Source organism: Agrobacterium sp. ST15.16.055 (assembly GCF_027956555.1).
In the GTDB taxonomy this organism is placed as follows: Bacteria; Pseudomonadota; Alphaproteobacteria; order Rhizobiales; family Rhizobiaceae; genus Agrobacterium; species Agrobacterium salinitolerans.
In genome coordinates, this window is sequence record NZ_JAQKGN010000015.1 from 43,532 (window position 1) to 69,576 (window position 26,045).

Annotated in this window: 22 protein-coding genes and 3 pseudogenes; 14 read left to right on the top strand and 11 right to left on the bottom strand. The window is 57.6% G+C overall.

From position 1 onward, the window contains the following. Positions 1 to 173: 173 nt before the first annotated feature. Positions 174 to 587: a VOC family protein gene (locus PL599_RS18780; protein ID WP_269824994.1), complete on the bottom strand. Its 414-nt coding sequence runs from the start codon at positions 585 to 587 to the stop codon at positions 174 to 176. A gap of 94 nt (positions 588 to 681) precedes the next feature. On the opposite strand from PL599_RS18780, the gene PL599_RS18785 reads away from it, so the two are divergent. After that, positions 682 to 1,548, top strand: coding sequence for a LysR family transcriptional regulator (locus PL599_RS18785; RefSeq protein ID WP_269824995.1), 867 nt, complete (start codon positions 682 to 684; stop codon positions 1,546 to 1,548). A 597-nt stretch (positions 1,549 to 2,145) separates the two neighbouring features. Next, the gene (locus PL599_RS18790; protein WP_269824996.1) at positions 2,146 to 3,258 is read left to right on the top strand and encodes an ArdC family protein; all 1,113 of its coding nucleotides are present in this window, start codon (positions 2,146 to 2,148) and stop codon (positions 3,256 to 3,258) included. Here the strand turns inward: PL599_RS18790 and PL599_RS18795 are convergent. Both PL599_RS18795 and PL599_RS18800 read right to left on the bottom strand, forming a co-directional pair. Further along, the gene (locus PL599_RS18795) at positions 3,233 to 3,634 is read right to left on the bottom strand and encodes a hypothetical protein (protein ID WP_112346403.1); all 402 of its coding nucleotides are present in this window, start codon (positions 3,632 to 3,634) and stop codon (positions 3,233 to 3,235) included. The genes PL599_RS18790 and PL599_RS18795 overlap by 26 nt on opposite strands. Before the next feature lie 196 nt (positions 3,635 to 3,830). Next, positions 3,831 to 4,037: a hypothetical protein gene (locus PL599_RS18800; protein ID WP_269824997.1), complete on the bottom strand. Its 207-nt coding sequence runs from the start codon at positions 4,035 to 4,037 to the stop codon at positions 3,831 to 3,833. On the opposite strand from PL599_RS18800, the gene PL599_RS18805 reads away from it, so the two are divergent. Continuing rightward, positions 3,939 to 4,136 (top strand): hypothetical protein, encoded by a 198-nt coding sequence (locus PL599_RS18805; RefSeq protein WP_112346404.1) that lies wholly within the window; start codon positions 3,939 to 3,941, stop codon positions 4,134 to 4,136. The genes PL599_RS18800 and PL599_RS18805 overlap by 99 nt on opposite strands. Positions 4,137 to 4,374: 238 nt before the next feature. Here PL599_RS18805 and PL599_RS18810 read toward each other — a convergent pair. The 3 genes and pseudogenes from PL599_RS18810 to PL599_RS18820 form a co-directional block, all read right to left on the bottom strand. Next, positions 4,375 to 4,617: pseudogene (locus PL599_RS18810) on the bottom strand (hypothetical protein); the annotation flags it as partial. 4 nt (positions 4,618 to 4,621) lie between these two features. Continuing rightward, a complete protein-coding gene (locus PL599_RS18815; RefSeq protein WP_269824998.1) occupies positions 4,622 to 4,891 on the bottom strand; it encodes a hypothetical protein in 270 nt (89 codons plus the stop codon). Positions 4,892 to 4,959: 68 nt separating this feature from the next. Then, positions 4,960 to 5,733: an SDR family oxidoreductase gene (locus PL599_RS18820; protein ID WP_269824999.1), complete on the bottom strand. Its 774-nt coding sequence runs from the start codon at positions 5,731 to 5,733 to the stop codon at positions 4,960 to 4,962. A 142-nt stretch (positions 5,734 to 5,875) separates the two neighbouring features. Between PL599_RS18820 and PL599_RS18825 the strand changes: the two genes are divergently transcribed. Next, positions 5,876 to 6,775, top strand: a complete 900-nt coding sequence (locus tag PL599_RS18825) for a LysR family transcriptional regulator (RefSeq protein WP_269825000.1) — start codon at positions 5,876 to 5,878, stop codon at positions 6,773 to 6,775. Positions 6,776 to 7,040: 265 nt separating this feature from the next. Here the strand turns inward: PL599_RS18825 and PL599_RS18830 are convergent, their stop codons facing one another. Then, positions 7,041 to 7,772 carry a DeoR/GlpR family DNA-binding transcription regulator gene (locus PL599_RS18830; RefSeq protein ID WP_269825038.1) on the bottom strand — a complete coding sequence of 244 codons (732 nt, stop codon included), beginning with the start codon at positions 7,770 to 7,772 and terminating at the stop codon, positions 7,041 to 7,043. Positions 7,773 to 8,109: 337 nt separating this feature from the next. On the opposite strand from PL599_RS18830, the gene PL599_RS18835 reads away from it, so the two are divergent. The 10 genes and pseudogenes from PL599_RS18835 to PL599_RS18880 all read left to right on the top strand — a co-directional run bounded on the left by PL599_RS18835 (position 8,110) and on the right by PL599_RS18880 (position 21,035). Next, entirely contained in the window at positions 8,110 to 9,156 is a 1,047-nt protein-coding gene (locus PL599_RS18835; RefSeq protein ID WP_173991742.1) for an autoinducer 2 ABC transporter substrate-binding protein, read from the top strand. Between the two features lie 72 nt (positions 9,157 to 9,228). Further along, complete coding sequence (locus PL599_RS18840) at positions 9,229 to 10,728, top strand: sugar ABC transporter ATP-binding protein (RefSeq protein WP_269825001.1); 1,500 nt, start codon at positions 9,229 to 9,231, stop codon at positions 10,726 to 10,728. A 13-nt stretch (positions 10,729 to 10,741) separates the two neighbouring features. Next, positions 10,742 to 11,719 (top strand): ABC transporter permease, encoded by a 978-nt coding sequence (locus PL599_RS18845; RefSeq protein ID WP_269825002.1) that lies wholly within the window; start codon positions 10,742 to 10,744, stop codon positions 11,717 to 11,719. A gap of 14 nt (positions 11,720 to 11,733) precedes the next feature. Then, on the top strand, positions 11,734 to 12,732 hold the full coding sequence (locus PL599_RS18850) for an ABC transporter permease (protein WP_269825003.1): 999 nt from the start codon (positions 11,734 to 11,736) through the stop codon (positions 12,730 to 12,732). 4 nt (positions 12,733 to 12,736) lie between these two features. Next, on the top strand, positions 12,737 to 13,819 hold the full coding sequence (locus PL599_RS18855; protein WP_269825004.1) for an aldose 1-epimerase family protein: 1,083 nt from the start codon (positions 12,737 to 12,739) through the stop codon (positions 13,817 to 13,819). Between the two features lie 24 nt (positions 13,820 to 13,843). Next, positions 13,844 to 14,782 carry a ribokinase gene (gene rbsK / locus PL599_RS18860; RefSeq protein WP_271359602.1) on the top strand — a complete coding sequence of 313 codons (939 nt, stop codon included), beginning with the start codon at positions 13,844 to 13,846 and terminating at the stop codon, positions 14,780 to 14,782. Between the two features lie 19 nt (positions 14,783 to 14,801). Beyond that, a complete protein-coding gene (gene deoC / locus PL599_RS18865; RefSeq protein ID WP_269825006.1) occupies positions 14,802 to 15,761 on the top strand; it encodes a deoxyribose-phosphate aldolase in 960 nt (319 codons plus the stop codon). 10 nt (positions 15,762 to 15,771) lie between these two features. Further along, positions 15,772 to 18,168 (top strand): aldehyde dehydrogenase family protein, encoded by a 2,397-nt coding sequence (locus PL599_RS18870; RefSeq protein ID WP_269825007.1) that lies wholly within the window; start codon positions 15,772 to 15,774, stop codon positions 18,166 to 18,168. Between the two features lie 463 nt (positions 18,169 to 18,631). Further along, positions 18,632 to 18,808 (top strand): annotated as a pseudogene (locus PL599_RS22860) (RHE_PE00001 family protein); the annotation flags it as partial. A 364-nt stretch (positions 18,809 to 19,172) separates the two neighbouring features. After that, entirely contained in the window at positions 19,173 to 21,035 is a 1,863-nt protein-coding gene (locus tag PL599_RS18880) for an ABC transporter ATP-binding protein (RefSeq protein WP_269825008.1), read from the top strand. Positions 21,036 to 21,077: 42 nt separating this feature from the next. On the opposite strand, the gene PL599_RS18885 is transcribed toward PL599_RS18880, so the two are convergent. From PL599_RS18885 to PL599_RS18900, 4 genes and pseudogenes are all read right to left on the bottom strand, one after another. After that, positions 21,078 to 21,752 (bottom strand): RES family NAD+ phosphorylase, encoded by a 675-nt coding sequence (locus PL599_RS18885; RefSeq protein WP_271359605.1) that lies wholly within the window; start codon positions 21,750 to 21,752, stop codon positions 21,078 to 21,080. A 324-nt stretch (positions 21,753 to 22,076) separates the two neighbouring features. Beyond that, on the bottom strand, positions 22,077 to 24,125 hold the full coding sequence (locus PL599_RS18890) for a TRAP transporter permease (RefSeq protein ID WP_269825010.1): 2,049 nt from the start codon (positions 24,123 to 24,125) through the stop codon (positions 22,077 to 22,079). A gap of 84 nt (positions 24,126 to 24,209) precedes the next feature. After that, positions 24,210 to 25,193: a TAXI family TRAP transporter solute-binding subunit gene (locus tag PL599_RS18895; protein WP_137411073.1), complete on the bottom strand. Its 984-nt coding sequence runs from the start codon at positions 25,191 to 25,193 to the stop codon at positions 24,210 to 24,212. A 276-nt stretch (positions 25,194 to 25,469) separates the two neighbouring features. Continuing rightward, positions 25,470 to 26,017, bottom strand: a pseudogene (locus tag PL599_RS18900) (cupin). Between the last annotated feature and the right edge of the window lie 28 nt (positions 26,018 to 26,045).

Here is a 26,045-nt window from a genome sequence, read left to right on the forward strand (position 1 = left end):
GCCGAGACCATCTCTGTGGCAACGGAAGATGATTCCCTGTTATCAGGGAAAGCGACTGCAAGCCGTGATTGCAGTCGGCGTCATGGAGGCCGTCTTCCCTAGCCCCGGGGGCATGCCGAAAGCCGCGCAGTTATGCAGTGCCTCACGGATTGGGAAGCGCTGCTGCAACCGATCTAATGGGCGAAAACGCTGTCGAAATCGTTGAAACCCTTTACTTCGATGGGATTACCGCTCGGATCGAAGAAGAACATCGTCCTCTGTTCGCCGGGTTCTCCTTCAAAACGCACGACGGGCGGAATATCGAAAGCAATACCTGCTGTCTCCAGCCGGTCGGCAAGCGCAAACCATGCCTCCAGCGGCAGTACCACGCCCAAGTGGGGCATCATTACCATGTGGTCGCCGACTTTTCCTGTGCGCGATACTTCGAAGGGCTTGCCAAGATGAAGCGAAATCTGATGTCCGAAGAAATCGAAATCAACCCAGGTATCCGTACTGCGCCCCTCTTCGCATCCAAGGACATCCCCGTAAAAACTCCGTGCTTCGTCAAGATTGGTCACGTGGTAGGCGAGGTGAAAAAGTGATCTCATTGGCGGTTCTCCAGAATGATGTTGATCCCATCATAGGTTTACCGTAGGGCAAGTGAAACTATGAAATTGTGTCTCTGAGGATAAGCATCTCTATATGGACATTCGCTTCCTGCAAAGCCTGCTTGCTGTCATAGAAACCGGCTCTATCACGGGTGCAGCCCGCCGGGAGAAGCTGACGCCTGCCGCGATCAGCCAACGTATCCAGGCTTTGGAACGCAGCCTGAACTGCAAGCTTTTCTCGCGCGGAGCGCATTCCATCCAGCCGACCGAAACATGTCTGGCATTGCTGCCTCGTGCACGGCTTCTGGTCCGGGAGAGTGCTCATCTCATGGATGATGCGCTTGATGGAGATTTGAGAGGCGAGGTGAAGATCGGTGCGATTTCGACGGTGCTAACCGGACTTTTGCCTGCATTTATCCGCGAAACGGCACGGCAAGCTCCCGATCTGAAGTTGCGGCTTGTCCCGGGATCGTCGCTATATCTATTCGAACAACTGCTTGCTGGCGCTCTCGATATCGCAATTCTTGTCGAGCCGCCTTTTGCGCTGCCTAAATCACTCGTTGGCCACAGAATCAGAAGCGAACCACTAGTTTACATGACCAGGGCTGAGATAGTTGCGGATGATGTCTTGAAGCATGCTGCGGGCGAACCGTTCATCCGGTATGATCCCGTATCCTGGGGAGGCCGCATCGTTGGGAGATATATGGAGACTTTCGATCTCTCGCCCGATGTCGTTTGTGATCTCGATGCGCTGGAGACAATTGCGATCCTGGTGGCCCAGGGACTGGGAAACGCTCTCGTTCCGGCATGGCAAGGCCTGGTGCCAACGGGTTTTAACATCGTCTCCGCTTCGTCCGGCACGACATTCTCCCGCAACATAGTGCTTTTGCATGAAGCTATCCCGGCACGGCCAAAAGCTGTTGCTTTTCTTCTGGAATTACTCCAGCCCGACGATCATTGAAGATTGCGTATTTCCGAAGTTCAAGTTTCTTGCTTACGGTCTTGACCATGGCAGCCGTGAGCTTCGTGTCAGTGCTGAAGATCTGTCCGGTAGGGCAGGGTACAAGGGGCTTCGATGGAAGAGGTTGCAGCAGCCATCGACCAGATCACTCTCAGCCTTGCCAAGGCTCGGTGACGGCGCGGCGTTTTGGATTTTCGCGGTCGTTGTTGACCCCTTGGCTTCGGGAATAGCCCACAGCACGAAGACCGGGCTTAGGCTCGACCAGACTAAAATAAAGCGTGTTAGCTCGAGGCCGTCGTCGGCTTTTTGTTGCTCATGTCATGACGCTACTATGTATGCGTGCTCATGACGAGATGCGTTATGATGTTTGCCCAAAAATTTGGAAGCTTGCTGATCAAGGATCGTCCCTGTCGCAAAGAGCCACGGCCATAGCTGCCTTCTTTAGGCTTTTCTGACAGCCCCTCCCATCCCATGCAACGGTATGCACCGTCTTTTCGCTTCGCCCGCCCCTTCGGGGTGCAAGGGCTGCTTTGGCCTGTCTCTCCGGACGCCATCAGGCCGCGATGGTCGCGGTCTCCACAGCGAAAGGAGACAATAATGTCCAAATCATCTTCACCCAAATTCGATGTCCATCAGGAAATCACCAGCCGCATCGTTGATGCTCTCGAAAACGCAGGCGAATTCCAGCTCCCCTGGATCGCCAACAAAGCCGGAAGCTTTGCTCGCCCCGTCAATGTCGCATCGCGCAAGCCCTATAACGGCGTGAACATTGTCAGCCTCTGGGTCTCTGCTCAGGCTTCTCAGTATCCCTCGAATGTCTGGGGCACCTACCGCCAGTGGCAAGATGTCGGGTGCCAAGTGCGCAAGGGCGAGAAATCCTCCCTCGTCGTCTTCTACAAGACTTTCGATGTCGAGCAGATCAATGACCAGACCGGTCAGGCCGAGCAAGCCGAACGCATGGTTGCGCGTGCCAGCTGGGTCTTCAATGCCGCCCAGGTGGACGGCTTCCCTCTCGATCAGACCGATATCCCAACCCAGCCTTCGTTCGACCCGATCGCTCAGGCTGAAGCCTTCGTCAAGGCAACCGGTGCGGTCATCGAGGAGGGTGGCGATAAAGCCTACTATGTCCCGTCGGCTGACATCATCTGCATGCCGGAGCGCCGCCGCTTCACTGGCACCGCCACCACGAGTGCCGCCGAAGGATTTTACAGCACGCTCTGCCACGAACTCACCCATAATGCCGATATCCAGATTATGCCGATAAATCCCCGGATGAGCCAGACGCCTTGGCCTCCGGCTCGTGGATTCCGGCATAATACAAAGCAAAAGGGAAAGCTGTCGGCGATTGTCCATCCCGTTGTCGGTGCTCATCAGAAACTCGGCCGCTATGGACCTCGTGGGTGTTGCAAAACAGCCGCTTGCGGCAATGCCTCACAGTTATGCTTGAGCTCGCACAGGTTTCAAGCAACCGTTTTCGCTTGGGCGAGCCAGACGCAAAGCGTGGCAAGCAAGCCCAAAACCAAGAGGACAATCAGAATACGTTCTACGTTTCTCCAGAATCCTGGTTCAGGACGGTTGCCCATCGCTGTGCCAAGAACATCAATCACGAAATCGACAACCCTCACGATGCTCGTCATAGCTCATGCCCTTGTCGCGCTTCAGCGGGATATATTCTTAGCTTCGATCACTTGCGGAATGTCGCAGCAATAGTGCGGGGCCGGCTCTGCTCCGCGATGAGAAGCAAAACCTGCAGCTCGCCTTCATCATGAACCAATGCGATCTTTAGCGGTCGGGCCTTGCCGGAGTTCTGCCAGACACCATCCCCTTGGATAGAAGGTAATTCTGCAGCGAAACGCTTGGGGGCAGACCTGACTACGGCAGACCAGCCGTTGTTTGCCACGACCTGTAGTGTCTTTCCATTACGTTTAATCGTGATCGTGCATTGTGAACATTCGCCGGCATTTGACTTCACCTGTTTCCAAGTTCCCTCGTAGAGATCGAGATGCTCCGCTCCTGAGGGCTGAACGTTCGAAAACATGAAGATGGTCACGGCTACTAGAAATCGCAGCTTTGATTTGAAATCCATCGGGTGTCCGCTCCTTTGATGCAGACAATTTAGGATTGCATATCTTTCGTCTTGGTAATTTTTTCCTAGCGGATTTTAACATTCTGACGAACAGAGCTTTCGTCGAAAACGGGCGCGCCTGAAACTGGTTGAGTGGACGAAGCAACACGTGTGTTTTGTCGCGTTAGAGAACGGGACCTACGCCAAACAGCAACGCTCAGCAGTGGAGCGAAATGACCACGATCGCATCCTCCAGCGCCTGACACATCTTGCGAGGCATGTGAATTGACCGCTGTCTTTCCTTGTTCGAAACAAGGAGAATACCATGACGATCAGTCGCTACCGCTACTTCTACGCCTGTGCCTTCTCGCTGTTCGAGGACCATCTCGTGGCCTTTGTCGATGAGATGGTCGAGCTCGATCATGCAGAAAGCACGATCACCTTCTACCTGAGCTGTATCAACGATGTTGCGAAAGCAATGCACGGGGCAGGGATGGCTGCATCTGAGCTCGATCAAAGGTAAGCCGCCGAACTCGTCGCAGCCATGGGGTGGATAGAATCCCGAGAGACCTACGCGAAGTACATGATGAAGCGATTTGTGCGCGTTCTTGCGGAGCGTGGCGTGACGAGGGAGCGTCCGGCGCTATCGCCAAAAGAGGCCGCGCGGATGGAATTACGGGCAGCCTATGAAGACTATTTGCGCCGTCAGCGGGGGGGTGAGCGAACGTACGATAATCGATAGCTGGAGGTTTGCGGGGCAACAGGAACATGACGACGCCGAGTTCGGCCACATGCAGGATCGATTGCGGGGCGGAGAACAGGCTGATGCCGAACGGCCCGATGGCAAGCCCGGCGGCCAGATAGCCGAGGACGGAGCCGAGGCCGAGCCGCTTGAACAGCGGCACGGCGATGACCGCCGCCCCCAGCAGGACGACGATCGGGACGAGGTTGAAACCATGGGCCGCAGCGGCCTCGACAGTATGAGAAAGAGTTTGCGCTGCCATGAAATCAGCCTCTCGCTAGTTGCCAGGCGAGGACCGCCGCAAGGGCCGCCGGCACGGCGAACACGACCAGCAGGATCGGCAGCTCCTGGGCGACCGTGTAGCCCGCCCTCGTTACGCCGACCCACATATTGACGAGCGCCACCGCCAGCCAGGCAGGAATAAAGAGTTTCGCGCCCGTGGCGATACCGGCGAGATCGCTGCCCCAGAGTTTCCCGAACAGGGAAAACACGCCCAGCAGGACGGCGCCTCCGACGATGACCAACAGCATATGCATGAGCGCGTCCCCCTGTGTCGCGATAAAGACCGGACGGCCTGCCGGGAGGACAGGCCGTCCATCCGTTCTTACTTCGTGGTATAGCCGCCATTCACGAGCATGGTCTGGCCGGTCATCCACCAGCCGTCCGACACCATGAAGCGGATATAGGGGACGATATCCTCGATGTCGGTGAGACCGGTCTTCGAGAAGCCGGACAAAGCCGCCGCCGTCTTGTGATAGGCGACGGCGTCTGCGCCTTCAGCCGGATAGAAGAACGGCGTGTCCATCGGTCCGGGACCTATCGCCGTCACCGAGATGCCGCGCTCGCCGAACTCCTTGGAAGCCGCGCGCGTGAAATGCTCGACCGGGGCCTTGGTGCCGGCATAGGCCGCATAGAAAGGGGTAAAGGCGCCGAGCAGCGAGGTGACGAGGGTCACCAGCTTGCCGTTGTCGTTGAGATGCTTGCCTGCTTCCTTGATGAAGAAGAAGGCCGTCTTGGCGTTGACCGCGCTCATCTCGTCATATTCGGCTTCCGAAATCTCGACCATGGGCTTCTTGAGCACCTTGCCGACGGTATTGATGGCGATATCCGGGCGGCCGAGGGCGGCGACCGCATCTGCAAACAGCGTCTCCACGGCGCCTACCGTTTTCAGGTCCGCCTGGATGGCGATCGCTTCCGCGCCGGCCGCTTTCACCGCCGCAACCGTCGCGTCGGCGTCCGCCTTGGTCGCCGCGCTGTTGTAGTGAATGGCGATCCCCTTGGCGCCCTGCGCGGCGAGATCGCGGGCGATCAGCCCGCCCAGGTTCTTCGCGCCGCCGGCGATGATGACGGTTTTGCCATTGATGCTGTGATCGGTCATTGGCGTTGGCTCCTTCGCTTGCCTCGCGGCCATCAGGCGACCGCTTCCTACATCACACCATATCGTCTATAGATTCATCATAAAGACGCTCGTTCTGACATCACCTGTCAGGCTGGCCGACCAATCAAGTTAGTTGAAGCGCATGGACCGTATCGATCTCTTCCGCACTTTCGCCCGCGTCGTCGAATGCGCGAGCTTCACCCGCGCTGCCGATACGCTCGGGATGCCACGTTCGTCCGTGTCAGCCGCGGTGATCGAGCTCGAAGCGCGGGTCGGCGCGCGCCTGCTTCACCGGACCACCCGAAAGGTCTCGCCAACCCAGGACGGCGCGGCATTTTATGAACGCTGCCTGCGGCTGATCGCCGATGTCGAGGAGACCGAGGGCCTGTTCCGACAGACGGCGGGCCAAACGTCAGGCAAGCTGCGGATCGATGTGCCGGGCCGGATCGGCCGTTTGATCATCGCGCCCGCCTTGCCAGAATTCCTCGACCGTCATCCCCAGCTCGACATCGAACTGCGCGTCACCGATCGGACGGTGAACCTGGTCGAGGAGAGCGTCGACTGCGTGCTTCGGGTCGGGCCATTGAGCGATTCCGGTCTCATCGCCCGCAAGATCGGCGATCTCTCACTGATCAATGTCGCCAGCCCCGCTTATCTCGCCCAACATGGGACGCCAAGCGCGCCAGACGATCTCGGCGCGCATCTCGCCGTCAACTATGCGCCGCCATCGACCGGTCGCGTCGAAGATTGGGAGTGGGTTGAGAACGGCGAGGTGGGCATGATGCCGATTCGCGGCCGTGTCACGGTCAACAGCGCCGAGGCGTATATCGCCTGTTGCCTCGCCGGGCTCGGCTTGATTCAGATCCCGGCTTACGACGTGAAGCGCCACATCGACGCCGGCGAACTCGTTGAAGTGATGCCCGACCATCGCGCCGAACCCATGCCCATGGCCTTGCTCTATTCGCACAGGCAGCATCTCTCGCGCCGATTGCAGGTCTTTGCGGACTGGCTCGAAGCGCTGCTTAAGCGGGAACTCTTGTAATGAGCAGACTCCGAAAAAGCCGATCGAAAATGACGGTGTTTATGCGGCACCAGAGGGCAATCGGCGGCTAAAGTAAGTCTTTGAAATTGCAGAACAAGAAAGTTGCTCGAGCGTATGAGAACCTATCCTACGCCACCATCTTTATGTCGAGGTACGGCCGGAAAAGCCGATTGCCCATGTGCTGCTGTGGTGCAAAAAAAAGGCCGAAAAGGCCGATGCCTGCGCCGCCCTCTACGAGCAGCAGGGAACGCGCGCCAATTTCGGCTTATTTTAGCCAAGGTAAGGGTTGATCCGACACAATTGAATTGAAGTCGCCTATTGAAGCATAGCGTGCGGCCCGCACCTTGCTGAACTTGCTGCTGTCCACCACAAGATGCTTTTGCATTGAGCGTTGCATGACCATCTGTTTGATCGGCACTTCATGAAAATGCGAACAAGTCACGCCGTGATGTCCGTCCACGCCGCCGGCAGACAGAAATGCTTTGTTGATATTGAGGCGCTTCAGCACCTCAATGCCTTCATCCCCCGAAAACGAGGCCGCTTCCGGATGATAGAGTCCGCCGAGCATGATCAGGCGGACATCGTTTCTGCTCGCCAGTTCCTCGGCAACATTAAGAGAATAGCAGATGGCGGTGACATGGCCATGTACCGGAATCTGCCGCGCCAGATGTGGCATCGTCGTTCCGCAGTCGATGAATATCGTGTCATGTGGCTCGATCAAAGCCGCAGCCTGCACGCATGCGCGCATCTTGGCCGCTGCATGGCTGTCCTTTTCCTGCTCCAGGACATAGTCGCTGCTGATTGCGCCGTCCTGAACCGGAATGATGTAGCCGCCAAGACAACTCAGCCGTTCGCCGTCGGCGGCAATGTCGCGTCGAATGGTAATCTCGGATACGCCAAGCCGGGAGGCGGCATCCCGCAGCCTTAGAACGCCCGTTTCCTGAACTAGCTTGGCCAGCGCGTCCAACCTGGCATTGTGTGCACTTACTCTGCTCACCTTGTCTCCGTTTTCGGTTTCTCGCTGCGCTTCATATTTCGGTGTTACTTTGCTCGCAATCGCCCATCTCTGCGCTTGACAGAAGAATAACAAACATGAAACGATCGAAACATAATGATCGGATTCTATCATAATAGTTCGCATTATCGGGAGAGGAAAACAACAGGTTTCTAGGTCACATCGTGGCCTATGCATCGGGGCACGGGAGGCCTTTACGGGAGAATGAGGAGGCGTCGGACGCGTGAGCAGCGGTTCCCGGCGTGAGGAATCGAACATTATCGAGTGCTGCGACTGGAGTAGGTTCGGCACATTGCAGTTTCAAAGGGAGGAGTTATTCGTGAACAAGATTTTCACTACCATCGCGCTTGCTGCAACGCTTTCGGCTTCGGCTGTCTTTGCGCAAAGCGCCGTCGATGCGTCGAAGGTCAACAAGGAGCTGATCACAACGGCGAGCGGCAAAAAATACACCATTGCAACTGTCGTGAAGGTGGATGGTATTGCGTGGTTTGACCGCATGCGCGATGGCGTGGAGCAGTTCAAGGGCGATACCGGAAACGATGTCTGGATGGTTGGCCCAAGCCAGGCTGATGCCGCCGCTCAGGTGCAGATCGTTGAAAACCTCATCGCGCAGGGCGTTGATGCCATCGCCATCGTGCCGTTCTCGGTCGAAGCGGTGGAGCCGGTGCTCAAGAAGGCCCGAGATCGCGGCATCGTCGTCATCAGCCATGAGGCTTCCAACATCCAGAACGTCGATTTCGACATCGAAGCCTTCGACAACAAGGCCTATGGCGCGAACCTGATGAAGGAACTTGGCAAATCCATGGGCGGTAAGGGCAAGTATGTCGCCACCGTTGGCAGTCTGACCTCCAAGTCGCAGATGGAATGGATCGACGGCGCCGTCGAGTATCAGAAGGCAAACTTCCCGGAAATGTCGCAGGCGACCGAGCGGCTGGAAACCTATGACGACGCCAACACCGACTACACCAAACTCAAGGAAGCAATGACCGCCTATCCGGACATTACCGGTATTCTCGGCGCGCCGATGCCGACATCTGCAGGCGCTGGCCGCCTGATCGCCGAGGGCGGCCTGTCGGGCAAGGTTTTCTTCTCGGGCACGGGCCTGGTTTCCGTTGCCGGCGAATACATCAAGAACGACAATATCCAATACATCCAGTTCTGGGATCCGGCCGTTGCCGGTTATGCGATGAACATGCTGGCTGTCGCGGTTCTCGAGAAGAAGAGCGAGCAGATCAAGGCCGGTCTGAACATGGGTCTACCCGGTTATGAAAGCTTGCTGGTTCCTGACGCCTCCAAGCCACACCTGCTCTATGGCGCAGGTTGGGTCGGCGTCACCAAAGAAAACATGGACAAGTACGACTTCTGATCCGAACCACGGAGGGAGGGGCAACCCTCTCTCCGTGCACCCCCGTGTTTTCCAGCCTTGCACGAGGCCATTATGACTGAAAATCTGATCGAGCTGCGCCACATCGGTAAGCGGTTTGGCGGCGTGAAGGCGCTCGACGACGTATCGCTGAGCATTCGCCCGGGCGAAATCCATTGCCTTGCCGGTGAAAACGGTTCCGGAAAATCCACCGTCATCAAAATCATGTCAGGGGTTTACACACCCGAGGACGGTGAGATTCTGATCGACGGGAAGCCTGTCGGCAAACTCGATCCGGTAAAATCCGTTCACCACGGTATTCAGGTGATCTATCAGGATTTTTCGCTGTTTGGGAACCTGACGGTCGCCGAGAATCTGGCCATCAATACCTTTCTGATGGAAGGTCGCAAGACGGTAGACTGGCGACATGTCCGTGAACTGGCCCAAAAGGCGTTGGACCGCCTCGGCGTGAGCATCGATCTTGATACGGATGTCGAAACCCTGCCGACCTCTGGAAAGCAGATCGTGGCGATTGCCCGTGCCGTCATGGCTGATGCACGCCTGATCATCATGGATGAGCCGACGACGGCGCTGACGCGCCATGAGGTTGATGCCCTCTTCAAGATTGTGCGCGATATTCAGGCGCAGGGCATCGCCGTGCTTTTCGTCAGCCACAAAATGCGCGAGATGCTGGAAATTAGCGAGCGCCTGACAGTTTTCCGCAATGGCAAGAAGGTGGCCGAAGGGCCGATCGCCGAATTCGATGAGCCGGCAATCACTCGCGCGATGACGGGGCAGGAGCTAACGGCCCACAGCTACCAGTGGGTACCGCAGGAAGGCGCCGATACACCAGTGCTGGACGTGCGCAACCTCTCGGTTCCGGGTTCCGTGGAAAACGCCGACCTAACGTTAAGGCCAGGTGAAATCGTCGGTATTTCGGGCTTGATCGGTTCGGGGCGTACCGAACTTGCCCTGGCGCTGTTTGGCATGCGCCCCGATTTTACCGGTTCAGTGCGCCTTGCAGGCCGCGAGGTTCACCCAAGGACCGTTCAGGAGAGTATTGCTTGCGGCGTCGCTTATGTGCCGGAGGATCGCCTGACCGAGGGGCTATTCCTGACGCAATCCATTGAGCGCAATATCATTGTCACGTCGATAGAGAAATTCGTTCGAGGTCTTTTCATTAATCGCAAAAAGGCGGACGAGACGACCCGCGAAATGTTCTCGGCCATGCAGATCGTGGCGCCGGGACCGCACACGCCGGTCAACCATTTGTCCGGTGGCAACGCACAGCGCGTCGTTCTGGCTCGCTGGCTGTTGACGGGCGCGAAAGTGCTGATCCTGAACGGCCCGACCGTTGGCGTCGATGTCGGTTCCAAAGCACAGATCCATACCATCATCCGCAAGCTGGCCGAAAAGGAAGGCCTCGCCGTGCTGATGATTTCCGACGATGTGCCGGAACTGGTGCAGAACTGCAATCGCGTGCTGGTCATGCATCGCGGCCGTTTCGTTGACGAGTTGTCTGGAGAGAGCATGACCGAAGACGCCGTTAACGACCGGCTCAAGATGCTGAATTGAGGGGCCGCAAGACATGAAATTCCTGAAAAGCACAGAATTTATTATCGCCTGCGTCTTGCTCGCGGCCATGATCATCATCGGTCTCATCAATCCAGCCTTCTGGTCGCTCGACAACATCTTCGGCCTGTTGCGCTCCAATGTCGTGATCGGCATCATGGCGCTCGGCGTATTACTCGTGATGATTTCCGGCGGCATCGACGTATCGTTCACGGCCTTTGCCATTGCGGCGATGTATCTGACCGTGCGCAGCATGGTCTATCTCGGCTATGATGGCGTGCTCATTCCCTTTGTTGCGGCAACGCTGATTGGGCTCGTTCTCGGTGCTTTCAACGGTTTCATTATCCATCGTTTCAGGATGATCCCGCTGATTGTGACTCTTGGGACGGGTTCGATTGTGCGTGGTCTGGTTCTCGGCCTCGTCGGTACCAGCATCGTCAACATCAACAAGATGCCAAAGGAACTGATCGAGTTCGGCAAGACCGATGTGATCTCGCTGACGTCGGCCACTGGATCGACTTTCGGCCTGACCGCGATGTTCCTGGTCTATCTGGGGCTGGCATTGGTTATTCATCTCATCCTTACCTACACCATGATCGGGCGCAGCGTGTATGCCTATGGCGGCTCTCCTGAAGCAGCCAAACGTGTTGGCTTCAATACAGGTGCGACGATCTTCTTCGTCTATTGCCTCGCCGGTGCGCTGGCGGGCTTCTCGGGCCTGCTGCATTCGTCGATGATCTGGCTTGCCAACCCGCGTGATTTTGTCGGTCTCGAACTCGACGTGATCGCGGCCGTGGTTCTGGGCGGTGCGTCAATCTTTGGCGGACGCGGCACGGTTCTCGGCACATTGATGGGCGTGTTCATGCTGGTGATGGTCAAAAACTCGCTGATCATCATGAAAGTGGACACCACCTGGCAGCGCGTCGTTGTCGGCCTGATTATCATCATTGCCACTGCCATCACGGCATGGCGCGACCGTAAAAGCATAGCGTGACGGGAGAGCGCATCATGAAAAATTCGTTCGACATACGTCGGCTTTTCGGCAACGACAGCAACATCATTCAGCTTCTTGTCATCACCGTCATCGTCTTTGCGCTGATGACCTGGATGAACCCGGGCAAGTTCCTGAACTACTACAACTTTGAATCCATCAGCTACATCATGCCCGAACTGGGGATCCTCTCCATCGCCATGATGATTGCCATGCTGACCGGTGGCATCGATCTTTCCGTGGTGGGGATTGCCAATCTGGCGGGCATCATCGCCGGCGTCTATTTCCATTCCACCATGGTTCAGGCGGGGCAATCCTCCACTTCGGGTGTTGTGTTTTCCACCGGGCTTGGCATCGTCCTCGCCATGGCGGTTGGCCTGCTGGCCGGTCTGATCAACGGCCTTTTGGTCGCGAAGCTGCGTATTACCCCGATACTGGCCACACTCGGCACAGGTCAGGTTCTGATGGGGCTGGCGCTGGTGTTGACCGGTGGCCCGGCAATCGTCGGATTTCCTGACGCGTGGAACTGGATCGGCAACGGCAAGATATTGGGTATAGCGACGCCGTTTCTGTTGTTCATCGGCGTCTGCATCACCGTGGCGATCCTGCTGACGCGCTCGACGCTCGGCATTAACCTGATGCTAATAGGCACTAATCCGCGGGCAGCCGTCTTTGCAGGCATCCGCAAGGATCGCATGATGCTCTATTCCTATATGCTGACCGGCGTTCTGGCGTCGCTGGCGGGCATCATTCTATCCGGGCGGACCAATGCAGCGAAATCCGACTACGGCGCGTCCTATCTGCTGCAGGCGGTGCTGATTGCCGTTCTCGGCGGCACAAACCCGGCAGGCGGGAAGGGGCGGGTTCTCGGCATCGCCATTGCGCTGATCGCCCTCATGCTGCTGTCCTCCGGTTTTCAGATGATGCGGTTTTCCAACCACCTTATCGACTTCATCTGGGGCGCATTCCTCATTCTCGTCATCGCCATCAATGCATGGCGAAACCCCGGCAGGTGAGCCCATGCAGGTAACAGAATTTCATCTTCGCAGGCAGGACTTCACCGATCTCCCGCATCTTCTAGCCGCAACCGATGGGCTGAAGGTTACCACCTTCCGCTACGCCACCGGCGTTGAGGCGCTGCAATTGGAGAACCGCCACGGCCGGATCGTCATATTGCCATTCATGGGGCAGATGATCTGGAGCGTTGAGTTCAACGGTGTGGACCTGACTATGGGAAGCCGCTTTTCGATGCCGCGACCTGCCGGTTCAATTGTTGAGACATACGGATGTTTTGCATTCCATAGCGGCATGCTGCGAAACGGCTGCCCGTCGCCGCAGGATAATCATGCCCTGCATGGCGAAATGCCCTGTGCCGCCATGGACAAGGCTGGTTTCGTCATCGGTCACGATGCGCGCGGCGCCTATGTTCGGGTAACAGGCGAAGTCGAATATGTCATGGGCTTCGGTGCCAATTATCTGGCCCGACCCAGCGTGACTTTGCATGCTGAGGAAACGCTTTTTGACATGGTCATGGACATCCAGAACCTGTCTTCAGCGTCCATGGATCTCATGTATATGTGCCATGTGAACTTTGCCTATGCCGAGGGTGCGCAAATCGTTCAGCCGGTGCCCTACACGCCCGAGCAGGTGAAGGTCCGAACGGTCGTACCCGGCCACGTCACACCAAATCCCGATTACCTTTCCCTGCTGGATACGCTGGCAAGGCAGCCTTCGGCCATGGAAGTGCTCGACGAACCACAACGTTACGACCCCGAACAGGTGTTCTACGTCAACGGCCTGCCGGCGGACGGTGAGGGGCTGACGCATCTGATGATGCAACGACGTGAGGGAGATGGCTTTGCCATCTCCTATCCGCTCGCGGCCTTCCCCAAGACAGTGCGTTGGATCCTGGTCAATGGGGATTCGCAGGTTGCCGCTTTTGCCCTGCCATCCACCTGCGAGCCGGAAGGCTATCTGGCGGAGAAGGCCAAGAACAACGTGCAGAGACTATCACCGGGTGAACGCAGGGTGTTTCCTGTACGGCTGGGCTATCTCGACTGCGCTGCCGCCGATCAGTTCGGCGCCAGGATCAGCGCCCTTTAAAACAGATAAGCAGGGAATATCAGCATGAGTAAGAAAATCGGGGTCGTCGGCTCCAATATGGTCGATCTCATCACTTACGTGGACCGTATGCCCGGACCGGGCGAGACACTCGAGGCGCCCACCTTCGAGATGGGGTGCGGCGGAAAGGGTGCCAACCAGGCGGTTGCCGCGGCGCGCCTTGGTGCTGAAGTGATGATGGTCACCCGGGTCGGTGATGATGTCTTCGCCGATAACACCATCCGCAACCTCGAGAGCTTTGGCGTTGACACGCGTCATGTGGTGAAGGTTGCCGGCAAATCCAGCGGTGTCGCGCCGATCTTCGTCGAACAATCAGGCGAGAATTCCATCCTCATCGTCAAGGGAGCCAATGCCGACCTTTTACCTGTTGAGGTCGACAAGGCGGCCGCCGATCTCAAAGAGTGCGGCTTGATCCTGATGCAGATGGAAGTGCCAGTTGAGACCGTCTACCATACTGTCGAATTTGCAGCCCAGAACGGTATCGAGACGATCCTCAATCCCGCGCCTGCCGCTGCCAATCTCGATCCTGAGCGCATCCGCCAGGTAACCTTCCTCGTGCCGAACGAGAGCGAGCTCGCCTTGCTGTCGGGGTTGCCGACCGATACCGACGAAGACATCGTCACAGCCGCCCGTTCGCTGATCGCTCGTGGCATTCGCACCGTCATCGTGACCCTGGGCGGGCGCGGTGCGCGCATGATTACGTCAAATGAGATCGTCAACATCGAACCCGTCAAAGTAACCCCCAAGGATACCACTGGTGCGGGCGATGCCTTTATCGGCTCCTTTGCCCGCTTTTACGCCGAAACGCACGAGGTCGTATCCTCCCTGAAGAAGGCATCGCTTTACGCGGCGCATTCCATCACCCGTCCCGGAACACAGAAGGCCTACGCCAGCCTTGAAGAGTTCGAGGCATTTTGCCGCGACCATGCCAATGCCGCAGCCTGACCAGAAGAATGGACAGAAAATGAGCGAAGCATTTCCCAGAAACAATGGCACCGCTCTCAAACCGGAATGGTTTGAGGATATATCGGTCAATCGCAGCGCCTCCGAACGGCGCGCCGCGACAATCACTGCCCGGCGCTCGGTCAAGAAGGAATACCAGGTCGCCTGGCAGATCAAGGCCATCACCTGCATCGATCTGACGACGCTCTCCGGCGACGACACGCCCGGCCGTGTGCGCCGCCTGTGCGCGAAAGCGCGCCGTCCGGTCCGGGAAGACATTCTCGAAGCACTAGGCCTTGCAGATGCCGGTATCACCACCGGCGCCGTCTGCGTTTATCCGACCATGGTGCCCCACGCCGTCAAGGCGCTGGAAGGCACGGCTATTCCGGTCGCATCGGTGGCGACGGGCTTTCCGTCCGGCCTGACGCCGCTGCCGCAACGGCTGGCCGAAATCCGCTATGCCGTCGAGCAAGGCGCCAGGGAGATCGATATCGTCATAACCCGCGAGTTCGTTCTGACGCAGAACTGGACAGCACTTTACGACGAGATTGCCGCGATGCGTGAAGCCTGCGGCGACGCCCATATGAAGGCTATCCTGGCGACGGGTGATCTCAACACGCTGACCAATGTTTATCGCGCTTCGATGGTGGCGATGCAGGCGGGTTCGGACTTCATCAAGACCTCGACCGGCAAAGAGGAGGTCAACGCCACCCTGCCGGTCAGTCTGACCATGGTACGGGCACTGCGCGATTATGGCGAACTGACCGGCCAGATGGTCGGCTTCAAACCCGCAGGCGGGTTAAAAACGGCAAAGGACGCACTGTCGTGGTTGACGCTGATGAAGGAGGAGCTGGGCAATCGCTGGCTGGAGCCGGACCTGTTCCGCATTGGCGCCAGTTCGATGCTTGGCGATATCGAGCGGCAGCTCGAACATTTCGTAACCGGCCGCTATTCCAGCGCTCACCATCACGCTGCCGCATAAGGACTGAAAAATGCGACCCATTAAGGACATTTTGGAAACCATGGAATATGGACCTTCCCCCGAAGCCAATGGTGATGTGAAGCAGTGGCTCGACACTCACGGACGTTCGTTCGGACATTATATCAACGGCCGGTTTGTTTCTCCCGACGGCCGCAAGACGATTGCCGTCTCAAACCCCGCAAACGGGGACAAGCTTGCGGACATTATTTGTGGCAATGAGGAAGACGTGGATCAGGCGGTCAAGGCCGCCCGCGCGGCCTTCGGAAAATGGTCAAAACTGTCGGGTCACGAACGCGCCCGTTACCTCTACGCCATCGCCCGCCATATCCAGAAGCGCGAGCGCTTCCTTTCCGTTCTGGAAACGATGGATAACGGCAAGCCGGTTCGCGAAACCCGTGATATCGACATTCCACTTGTCGCGCGACACTTTTACCATCACGCCGGATGGGCTGAAATGGTGGAAGACGAGTTCCGTGGTTTCTCGCCGGTCGGTGTTTGCGGTCAGGTGATCCCGTGGAATTTCCCCCTGCTGATGCTGGCTTGGAAGATCGCGCCAGCGCTTGCGGCCGGCAATACCGTGGTGTTGAAGCCCGCCGATCTGACGCCGCTGACGGCTGTCGCGTTTGCGGAAATCTGCCACGAGGTTGGCCTTCCGGCCGGTGTCGTCAACATCGTGCAGGGCGATGGGTCGACAGGCGCTGCGATCTGCGGCCATGACGGCGTCGACAAGGTTGCATTCACCGGTTCGACCAAGATCGGCCGCGTTATTCGCGAGCAGATTGCCGGCTCGGGCAAAAAGCTGTCGCTGGAACTGGGCGGCAAGTCACCCTTCATCGTGTTGGAGGACGCCGATCTCGATGCGGCGGTTGAAGGTGTTGTTGACGCGATCTGGTTCAACCAGGGCGAAGTCTGCTGCGCCGGTTCCCGCCTGCTGGTGCAGGAGGGTATCGCCGAGAAATTTTATGCCCGGCTGAAAAAGCGGCTGGAAACCCTGCGGGTCGGCGATCCGCTCGACAAGTCGACTGATGTCGGCGCGATTGTTTCCGCCACGCAGGTGAAACGCATCACGGATCTGGTTCGCAAGGGCGTGGAGGAGGGTGGTGAACTCTGGCAGAGTTCCAACCCGTTGCCGTCTACTGGCAATTACGTCGCTCCCGGCTTCTTCACAGATGTCGATCAGGCCTCGACGGTCTGCCAGGTAGAAATCTTTGGCCCGATCGCCGCGGCAACCACATTCCGCACGCCGGACGAAGCCGTTTCGCTGGCCAACAACACCCGTTACGGCCTTGCCGCCTCGATCTGGTCGGAAAACATCAATGTCGCGCTTGATCTGGCTGCCCGGGTCAAAGCAGGCGTGGTCTGGATCAACTGTACCAATATGCTGGACGCCGGTGCAGGTTTTGGTGGCTACCGTGAAAGCGGTTTCGGCCGTGAAGGTGCGCGCGAAGGGCTTTACGAATATCTGGCGGCAGACTGGGAAAAGAACGTGCCGGTCACAAAGCCCGCTGAAGCCTTCAAACCATCAGCATTGCCGAATGCTGACAGTAAAATGGCGATCGATGGCCTTGATCGGACCATGAAGAACTATATCGGCGGCAAGCAGGCCCGCCCCGATGGCGGCTACAGTTATTCGGTGACCGGCAAGGGCAACGCCGTGATAGGCATGGCCGGAATAGGCAACCGCAAGGACATCCGCAATGCTGTCGAAGCCGCGTCAAAGGCAGGCAGTTGGAGTTCCGCAACCGCGCATAACCGCGCGCAGGTGCTCTATTATCTCGCGGAGAACCTCGATACACGGCGCGACGAATTCGTTGCCCGCATCATCGATAGCACCGGTGTGAGTGAAAAGAAGGCGAGGGACGAGTTCGACGTGTCTCTGCGCTGCATTTCCTATTACGCCGCCCAGGCCGACAAGTTCGATGGCGCTGTGCACTCGACCAAGTCGCGTCACGTCACGCTTGCCATGAATGAGCCGTGGGGCATCGTCGGTATCGTTTGCCCCGATGAGGTGCCGCTCCTCTCGCTGGTGTCGCTGGTGCTGCCGGCAATTGCCATGGGTAATCGCGTCGTGGTCATCCCGTCATCGCGCCATCCATTGATTGCCGGCGATTTCTATCAGGTGCTGGACACGTCGGATGTACCCGGCGGGGTCATCAATATTGTCACTGGCGAACGCGATCTGCTTGCAAAGACGCTGGCGGAGCATGATGAGGTTGCAGCTATCTGGTATTTCGGATCGGCTGACGGAAGCGCGATGGTCGAGCAAGCTTCTGCGGGCAACCTGAAGGCCACCTGGGTCAATAATGGGCGACAGCCCGATTGGCTTGACCGTACACAAGGGCAGGGCCGTGACTATTTGCGCAGGGCGATTCAGGTGAAGAACATCTGGGTGCCATACGGAGCCTGACCCGGACAATGCGGGGCCTGTGACTAACAAGATTGCCGACGGGGACCAGTGGCCCCCGTAAGGTTTTCCGTAGAAATCAACCCTGCAACTGCACCTACCCACTGTTGCCGTCACCTGTTGTGCTGTGAGGATGATAAAGGCGGTAACTCAAGCAATAGCGACGGGCAAATTGAGTTCTTGTCCACGCGACTATGTTCGGGAATGCTTAAGCTCCAAAGGAGGGATTCGTAAATGGGCTTTTAGATGATGAAAATATATTTTTGAATTAAATTCAGCTAAAAATCGTAGTGCCGAGTGAAAATTCATTGGTTACCAATAATATGTAGAATTATCGGCTATTATAGCGAAATAGAACTCTATTGTTGATACGAGATACTTATCGATGGGTAGAAGCTCAACTCCCAATCATACCATGTGAGGAGCCGTAATATTTATATAGAGTTCTTTTAGGAAAACATTTACCATGATTTCAATGGCTTACGATCTCGCGAAAATCAGCATGACGGCCCTGATGCGGCCGGTTTTTGACGCCGGTGTCGCTCTGACGCGTCTCGACGAGCGCATTGCCCGTTCGCCGGCCGGGCAGGGCTTCCTCGAGCGCACCCACTTTGCCGACGCCTGCGCCTCGCTGTGGGTCGACGCCGTTCGATTCCTATCAAGGCGTGCAGTCGATAGTAGTTTGATGCACGCTCCAACAGACTATCTACATAACCTGGGTGTTCCGGTTCGTTGGCGGTTTAACGCGGATCGCGGGGAGCTTTGTCAGGAGTACTGTTGCGACTTTTGTCACGTGTAACCCATGGGCAATCGCGCGATTGTAGCTACAATCGCGGAACAGTTTTCGCCGGGTGGACAACATTTCAAGCGCAACCCTCGCCGAGCCTCAATCACGAGCTCTGGCAAAAAATACATCCGGTAATTGAGCTTGAGCGCCACGCATGGTTCCATGACGGACGCGTAGCTGATTCCTCCCCGTCGATGCCAAACCGCGATCCGAGAGGCCCATGTCGATTTCAGATACGATCTTTCGCCCTTTCGAGAGGCTGATACGGCCGCTCGACATTCCCTTCCGGCCGCTGCCGTCAAAAGGCCCCGTGGCGGTACTGCTGCATTTCATCGGGATGTTTCGCGGCGTCCTCATCGCGCTTGCCCTGTCCTCCATGGCGGTCGAAGCCATCAATTTGTCGATTATCTGGGGATTGTCCGTGATCGTCGATGGCGTGACGGCGCAGGGTGCGGAGGCTTTCTTGCGCAATGAATGGCCGCTGCTTGCTGCGCTCGGACTGCTGATATTTCCCGCGATGCCGATGGCGTCATTTCTTCTCAATACGCTCAATTCGCACACGCTCGGCATCGCCATGCCCGCGGCCATCCAGTGGCAGGGCCACAAAGCCGTGGAGCGGCAGGATCTGGCATTTTTCCATGAGCTTTATGCGGGACAGGTTACCTCGCGTCTCTCGCAAGTTTCGTCGGCAGTTCAGCAGCAGATCATCAACGCATTCCAGATCGGGCCTCGTTTCCTGTTGCAAATGATCGGCTCTCTTGCGCTCCTTGCCGCCTTGTCCTGGCAGCTGGCGCTGCCGGTGTTCATCTGGATCGTGCTAAATGTGGTTCTCGCCGTTAAACTGGCTCCCGTCTTCACGGAGCGGTCACGGCGCTCGGCGAAACAAAAGAGCCTTGTCTCGGGGGCGATCACCGATCTCTACAGCAACATGCAGATGATCAAGCAGTTCGCCGCCGAAGACAGCGAGGCGGGCGCTATTCGTCGCGTTCTGATGAAGGCGGTGCAGACGCAGCACAGGGAGCAGCGTGTTTACCGCGCGTCGGAGCTGGTTGTCGTGGCGCTTAACATGGCGCTGTGGCTGGCGATCCTGTCGGTGGGGTTTTCCGGTCTGGTGAAGGGCTTCATCACGGTCGGGGAATTCGTCGGCGCCGTCTATATCCTGCAACGCTTGTCGGGGCACACATTCACTTTCCTGCAGATGGGGCAGCAAATATTTCAGGCTATTGGGACCATCAAGGATGCCATGCCTGTCATGACGACACCACCGACCATAACCGACAGGGCAGGTGCTGCGGAGCTGAGTGTTTCACATGGGAACATCGATTTCGACCATATCCGCTTTGCCTACAAGTCTGGCAAGCCGGTTATCGATGATCTGTCGCTGACCGTGCGCGCCGGGGAGAAGGTCGGACTTGTAGGTCTGTCCGGCGCGGGAAAAACCACGCTGGTTAATCTGCTCCTGCGGTTCTACGACATTCAGGAGGGCGCCATTCGAATCGACGGTCAGGATATTCGTGATGTTACGCAGGCGAGCCTGCGCCGCAATATCGGGGTGATTGCCCAGGATGTGGCGCTGCTGCACCGGTCCGTGGGGGATAACATTCGCTATGGTCGGCCGGATGCGACGCTGGAAGATATCGAGCGGGCGGCGAAAGTGGCGAAGGCGGATGCCTTCATTGCCGATCTCGCCGATAGTGAGGGTCGGAAAGGGTATCTCGCTTTTGTCGGAGACCGTGGCATCAAGCTTTCCGGCGGGCAGCGACAGCGGGTCGCCATTGCGCGCGTGCTGTTGAAAGACGCGCCTATCCTGATCCTCGACGAAGCCACCTCCGCGCTTGATAGCGAGTCCGAGGCCGCCATTCAGGAGAAGCTCAATCTTGTGATGGATGGCAAAACGGTGATCGCCATCGCCCATCGCCTGTCGACCATTGCACGGATGGACCGGATTATCGTGCTGGATCACGGCCGGATTGTCGAAGAGGGACGACCGGACGAACTGGTCGAGCGGGACGGGCTGTTTGCACGGCTCTGGAAACGCCAGATCGGTGGCTTCATTCCCGAAGATGAGGGGGTGACGTCGTAACCGGCAGTCGACCATCCCGCGGAAACCTGTGCTTCGTCGCTGCTACGAGATTGCGACGATCGAATAGTCCGGCGCGCCTTGCCAGATTAGATCCCAGGACGCGCCGGGCCGGACGTTCTGGACAGCCCCCGGATCGAAACAAACCAGGCAGTTTCCGACGGGCGCACGGACGGAGGGATAGATAAGGCCGCGGCTTCCATCTCTCCGCAACCGGGCGGCCAGTTCCTGTCCCTCGAGATAGCCAACCTCCGGGTCCGGATTGAGCGCGGCGTGTTCGGGTTCATCGGTCAGGTCGTCGAATTCTCCGATGAAGTCGGAGATCAGTTCGACATAACGGGCGCTGTCATGGAACGAGCCGGCGAAACGAAGCTCGCGGGTTCTGTGCCATGCGACCTCCGCGACCGATACCATCACGTCCCAGGCGCGATACCAGGCTCCGCGATCTTCGGAGTTGAAGCGATTGCCTCCTGTCCGCGTATAGGTGAAGGCCGCATTGACATGCGTGTCGCCGTAGATCCTGAGATCACGGTTGCGCCGCCGCCAGGCAAGCTCTCGCGGATCGAGATGCGGATTGCGGCCGCGCTCGGCGAGCAAACGGGCGCTGGTCAACCCCTCGATCTCGGCCAGAACCTCTAGTTCCTCGTCGCTGTCGACCAGTAGACGACGGCGCTGGCCTTTGAGAGAGGCGTGCCGCAGCTTTGCTTGCTCCTCCAGCACGATGCAAGATTGGGCATGGTGGGAGCGGCTTGTATTCCGTGCCGATTTTGTGGCCGCCATCCATGTATTGAAGATAGCCAGCCGTTGGCTGGCACCCTACGTTTATTGAGTTCTTTTTCGAGTCAGCCTCTCAGGCACAACTACCGGGAACGTTATTCGCTCGAACCCAAAAGTCCTCGTCTCGATAATGACGTTCCTGATTGGGATTTCCATTCTCATTCAAAGTTTGACGCCAAAGAACGTGGTGGCGGCAGGGTATTGTTGGGATCGTCACAGGCAAATTCTTCGATCGGGGGATCGCAGAGAAGCGATGACGGTCAATTCTCACACCTTCATCTGTCTGGCGGCGGTGAATTGCCGCCCTAATACAGGAGCGGCCAAAAGCAGTCCTATGAGCGACGACACGAGTTCGGGAACGACTAACAGGATCGCCGCCAAGATCAGCATTGTTCTCTCCCACCAAAAGGTTCTGACAAGCAGGAAACCGGAGAGGGCGGACCCGAGAAATGTAATGCCCAGCACGCAGCCAACGAAGGCAACTGTAAAATCACCCCAAGAGAAGTTGGTTGTCACCAGCAGCAGCGACGGCGAGAACACGAAAACAAATGGGACGAGGACTTTTCCCAAGCCAAGACGGAACGCTGTATTTCCGGTCTTGAATGGGTCGGCTCCTGCCATGCCTGCCGCCGCATAGGCGGCGAGCGCGACGGGAGGCGTGATGTCGGCAAGAACACCGTAATAGAAGACAAAGAAATGCGCGACGATAGGTTCCACGCCAAGCATACCGAGCGTCGGGGCGGCGATGGTCGCCATAATAATGTAGTTGGCGGTCGTCGGAATACCGCAGCCCATCAGGATGCAGACGACGCCAGTCATAATCAGCGTGAACAACAGCGTCAGTGTCTGCGGTCCGAACCAGGCAGCCGGAACCATCGTACCGATCCAGCCGGCTATTTCTGCTGCAGTCGTGGTGACGATGTAGGAAATCTTGAAGCCGACGCCGGTCAACGTGACGACCCCGACGATGATGCCAACGGTGGCTGCCGCTGCGCCAACGGCAAGCGCGTACTTGGCGCCGTCCCGCAGTCCCTCGAAGACCTCCGTCAACGACATGCGTCGGCGCGGATTGATGAGGCCGACCGCGATGCAGAGCGTTATTCCCCAGAATGCCGCGAGGTATGGTGTGAAACCCGAGAGCAGGATACCGATCAGCACGACGAGGGGGATGACGGTCGGCCAGTCGCGCTTGAAGGCCTCCTTGAGATCCGGCATTTCGTCGTCGGTCATGCCACGAAGACCTTCGCGCTTTGCTTCGAAGTGAACCTGAACCAAAACTCCGAAGAAGTGCATGAAAGCCGGAACGAGCGCTGCCAGGATGATCGTAGTGTAGGGGAGATTGAGGAACTCGATCATCAGGAATGCTGCCGCACCCATGATCGGCGGCGTGATCTGGCCACCGGTGGACGATGCGGATTCGACTGCCGCGGCGAAGGTGCGCTTGTAGCCGAGCCGGATCATCGCCGGTATTGTGAGCGAGCCAACTGTGACCGTATTGGCAACGGACGAGCCGGAGATCATGCCGAACAACGCCGATCCGAAAATCGATATTTTGGCCGGACCACCAGCATACCGCCCCGCGACCCACGCGGCACAATCCAGGAACAACTGACCGAGCCCGATGCGTGTGGCAAAAACCCCGAATAGTACAAAATGGAAGACATAGGTGGCGACGACACCGAGTGCGATGCCATATATGCCTTGGCTGGTGAGATAGAGGTGATTGATCAGCTGCGAGAAGGTCGCGCCGGGATGTACCAGGATGCCAGGCATCGATGGCCCGTACAGGGAGTAGGCCATGAACAGGACGGCGATGATCGGCAGGGGCCAGCCGACCGAACGGCGGGTCGCCTCAAGAAGAACCAGTACCAGCAGGCCGCCCAGGACGACGTCTGTGTTCGTGGGATTTCCAACACGAAAGGCAAGGTCGTCAAGCGGGATGAACGGCACGTGCATCACGGCGACTACGGCACCGATTGCCAGCGCCCAGTCGAAAAGCGATATGCCCAGAGGCCGCAGCACAGTGGAGGCCGCCACTTCGCCGTAACCACGTCGTGATACGGGGAAAACGAGAAAAATCAGACCGAGGACAAAGGACAGGTGGATGCCGCGATGCATAACCTCCGACAAAAGGCCAAAACCCGCAGTGTAATAATGAAAGATCGACAATGCGATCAGCAGCGCTCCGACCAAGCGGGCAGCGAGTGGCGCCAGCCGCCGGAATCGGATTTCCGCATCGAACTGCTCCTCAAGCTCGCGCGCCCGTGCTTCATCCAGCTCCATCGGAGAGGCCTTGCCGGCCGTATCGTCGCCCATGCGGAAATCCTTGCATTTGTATAGATGGCCAATACGGAGACCGGCCTCAGCCTGTCCCCGCATCACAAATCGGGTTTCCAACGTTTATTTGAGGACGCCGGCTTCCTTATAGAATTTCTCCGCACCGGGATGGAGCGGGATACCAAGACTGGTTGTCGCGTTCTTGAGTGTAATCATCTTGCCCTTGGCATGCCCTGCATCGAGTGCTGCGCGGGTGGCGTCGTTCCACATGACCTTAGTGATCTTGTAGACCAGATCGTCCGGCTGCTTGGCACTCGTTACCCATTGAGCTGCCACGGAAATCGTCGGTGTCTCCGCAACATCTTTGTAGGTGTTGGCCGGAACCGTATCCTTCGAAAAGAACGTGTAATCGCTTATCAGCTTGTCGACTTCCGGACCGCTGATCGGTACCAGTGAGATGCCGCTTGACGTCGCGAGTTCCGAGATTGCACCGGTCGGATAGCCACCGACAAAGAAATAGGCGTCCAGTCCACCGTCCCGCAAGCGGTCGCCAGCGGGGCCAGGCTTGAGGTATTCGGCTTTGATGTCGCTTTCCTTCAAACCGTAGGCCCCCAGAACAATCCGGGCGTCGACGATGGTGCCGGAACCGGGCTCATCAACAGAAACCCGCTTGCCCTTAAGGTCCGCCACCGATTTGATCCCGGCATCTTTCCGGGCGACCAGATGAATTGTTTCTGGATAGAGGGTGGCAATCAGTCGAAGGTCCTCGACCTTGCCTTTGCCTTCGTAGAGACCTGTGCCGCTATGTGCCCAAAAAGCGACATCCGACTGGGTGAAGCCGGACTCCATAGAGCCGCCCTGGATGGCGTTGATATTGGCAACCGATCCATTCGAGGCGACTGCAGTGGACACCAGTCCAGTGACACCCTTATCGCCAGCACCCGAAATGGCATTGGCGATCAGCCCGCCAATCGGATAATACGTCCCAGCTGTGCCGCCGGTACCAATCCTGAAAAATACTGGCGCCTGGGCCCCTGCCAAGCTGACGCCGAGAGCAATTGCGCCGACGACCGCGCCTATCGACAGAAAACGTTTGCGGATGCTCATGGATGTTCCCTTTCTCCTGTTTTAACCAGCATGAGAAAGTGCCTGTCCATTGTCAACCGTGAGTATGACCCGCAGCAGTTGCCTGTTGCCTGCAGGGGATTTACCGCAGTCGTTAAGAGGTGAGGCTCTGTGACGTCAGATTGAGTGTCCTTGGGATCAAAAGCTTTTCGGGTGGCCAGATCGTCACTTTGGTCGAGCCGCAAGAATACACCAACTACTTCAAATCGTGCGGATATGACCACGAGTAAAGTGGACGCGCTCTAGGTGTCTTGCATTCTACGAATCTGCCTCGATCGGGCACTTTGCCCGTCGGGGTTCGTTCAACGCCAGACAAGAGGCTACCAAAATTTTGGCCAGACCGCCTGACGCACCGGTTACTGGATCGGTGTTCGGCTTGGGTAACGACCTTATTCTTGCGCACATTTCTGGCGTTGGCGTTGTGCTCTGCATGTCAGCCTGCTGCCCGGCAGGATATGCGCTCACGACCTGAGAATCCGCGGACGATTTGAGCCTTTTGTGGCCGGTGCCCGCTGACCGTGGGGGCCGCCGATCTGCAATGTTGCTAGACCACGCCCGATGCCGAGAACCTCACGCGCGCCGCTGTGGTAGTGGTGATAGTCGAACACGCCGTTTCGCCAGATTCCTGTCCAGCCCTTCCGAGAAAACATGGCTTCAAACGACCCGGTGTCCGGTTGCGGATCGACCTGTCGATAGATGATCACGGCAAATGTCTGGTTATTGGGTATCTGATCACCGGCCTCTGGGAGGATATTTCGGTTCTCATGCCTGTCTCGTTGTGTCGCTTGCCTGGCGCCGAGGGACATTTTATCGCGACATCGGCACGAGCCGGCG

Coding starts and splice junctions, on each gene's coding strand:
- PL599_RS18780 (WP_269824994.1), bottom strand. CDS start 587: ATGAGATCACTTTTTCACCTCGCCTACCACGTGACCAATCTTGACGAA.
- PL599_RS18785 (WP_269824995.1), top strand. CDS start 682: ATGGACATTCGCTTCCTGCAAAGCCTGCTTGCTGTCATAGAAACCGGC.
- PL599_RS18790 (WP_269824996.1), top strand. CDS start 2,146: ATGTCCAAATCATCTTCACCCAAATTCGATGTCCATCAGGAAATCACC.
- PL599_RS18795 (WP_112346403.1), bottom strand. CDS start 3,634: ATGGATTTCAAATCAAAGCTGCGATTTCTAGTAGCCGTGACCATCTTC.
- PL599_RS18805 (WP_112346404.1), top strand. CDS start 3,939: ATGACGATCAGTCGCTACCGCTACTTCTACGCCTGTGCCTTCTCGCTG.
- PL599_RS18800 (WP_269824997.1), bottom strand. CDS start 4,037: ATGATCGAGCTCGACCATCTCATCGACAAAGGCCACGAGATGGTCCTC.
- PL599_RS18815 (WP_269824998.1), bottom strand. CDS start 4,891: ATGCATATGCTGTTGGTCATCGTCGGAGGCGCCGTCCTGCTGGGCGTG.
- PL599_RS18820 (WP_269824999.1), bottom strand. CDS start 5,733: ATGACCGATCACAGCATCAATGGCAAAACCGTCATCATCGCCGGCGGC.
- PL599_RS18825 (WP_269825000.1), top strand. CDS start 5,876: ATGGACCGTATCGATCTCTTCCGCACTTTCGCCCGCGTCGTCGAATGC.
- PL599_RS18840 (WP_269825001.1), top strand. CDS start 9,229: ATGACTGAAAATCTGATCGAGCTGCGCCACATCGGTAAGCGGTTTGGC.
- PL599_RS18845 (WP_269825002.1), top strand. CDS start 10,742: ATGAAATTCCTGAAAAGCACAGAATTTATTATCGCCTGCGTCTTGCTC.
- PL599_RS18850 (WP_269825003.1), top strand. CDS start 11,734: ATGAAAAATTCGTTCGACATACGTCGGCTTTTCGGCAACGACAGCAAC.
- PL599_RS18855 (WP_269825004.1), top strand. CDS start 12,737: ATGCAGGTAACAGAATTTCATCTTCGCAGGCAGGACTTCACCGATCTC.
- rbsK (WP_271359602.1), top strand. CDS start 13,844: ATGAGTAAGAAAATCGGGGTCGTCGGCTCCAATATGGTCGATCTCATC.
- deoC (WP_269825006.1), top strand. CDS start 14,802: ATGAGCGAAGCATTTCCCAGAAACAATGGCACCGCTCTCAAACCGGAA.
- PL599_RS18870 (WP_269825007.1), top strand. CDS start 15,772: ATGCGACCCATTAAGGACATTTTGGAAACCATGGAATATGGACCTTCC.
- PL599_RS18880 (WP_269825008.1), top strand. CDS start 19,173: ATGTCGATTTCAGATACGATCTTTCGCCCTTTCGAGAGGCTGATACGG.
- PL599_RS18890 (WP_269825010.1), bottom strand. CDS start 24,125: ATGGGCGACGATACGGCCGGCAAGGCCTCTCCGATGGAGCTGGATGAA.
- PL599_RS18895 (WP_137411073.1), bottom strand. CDS start 25,193: ATGAGCATCCGCAAACGTTTTCTGTCGATAGGCGCGGTCGTCGGCGCA.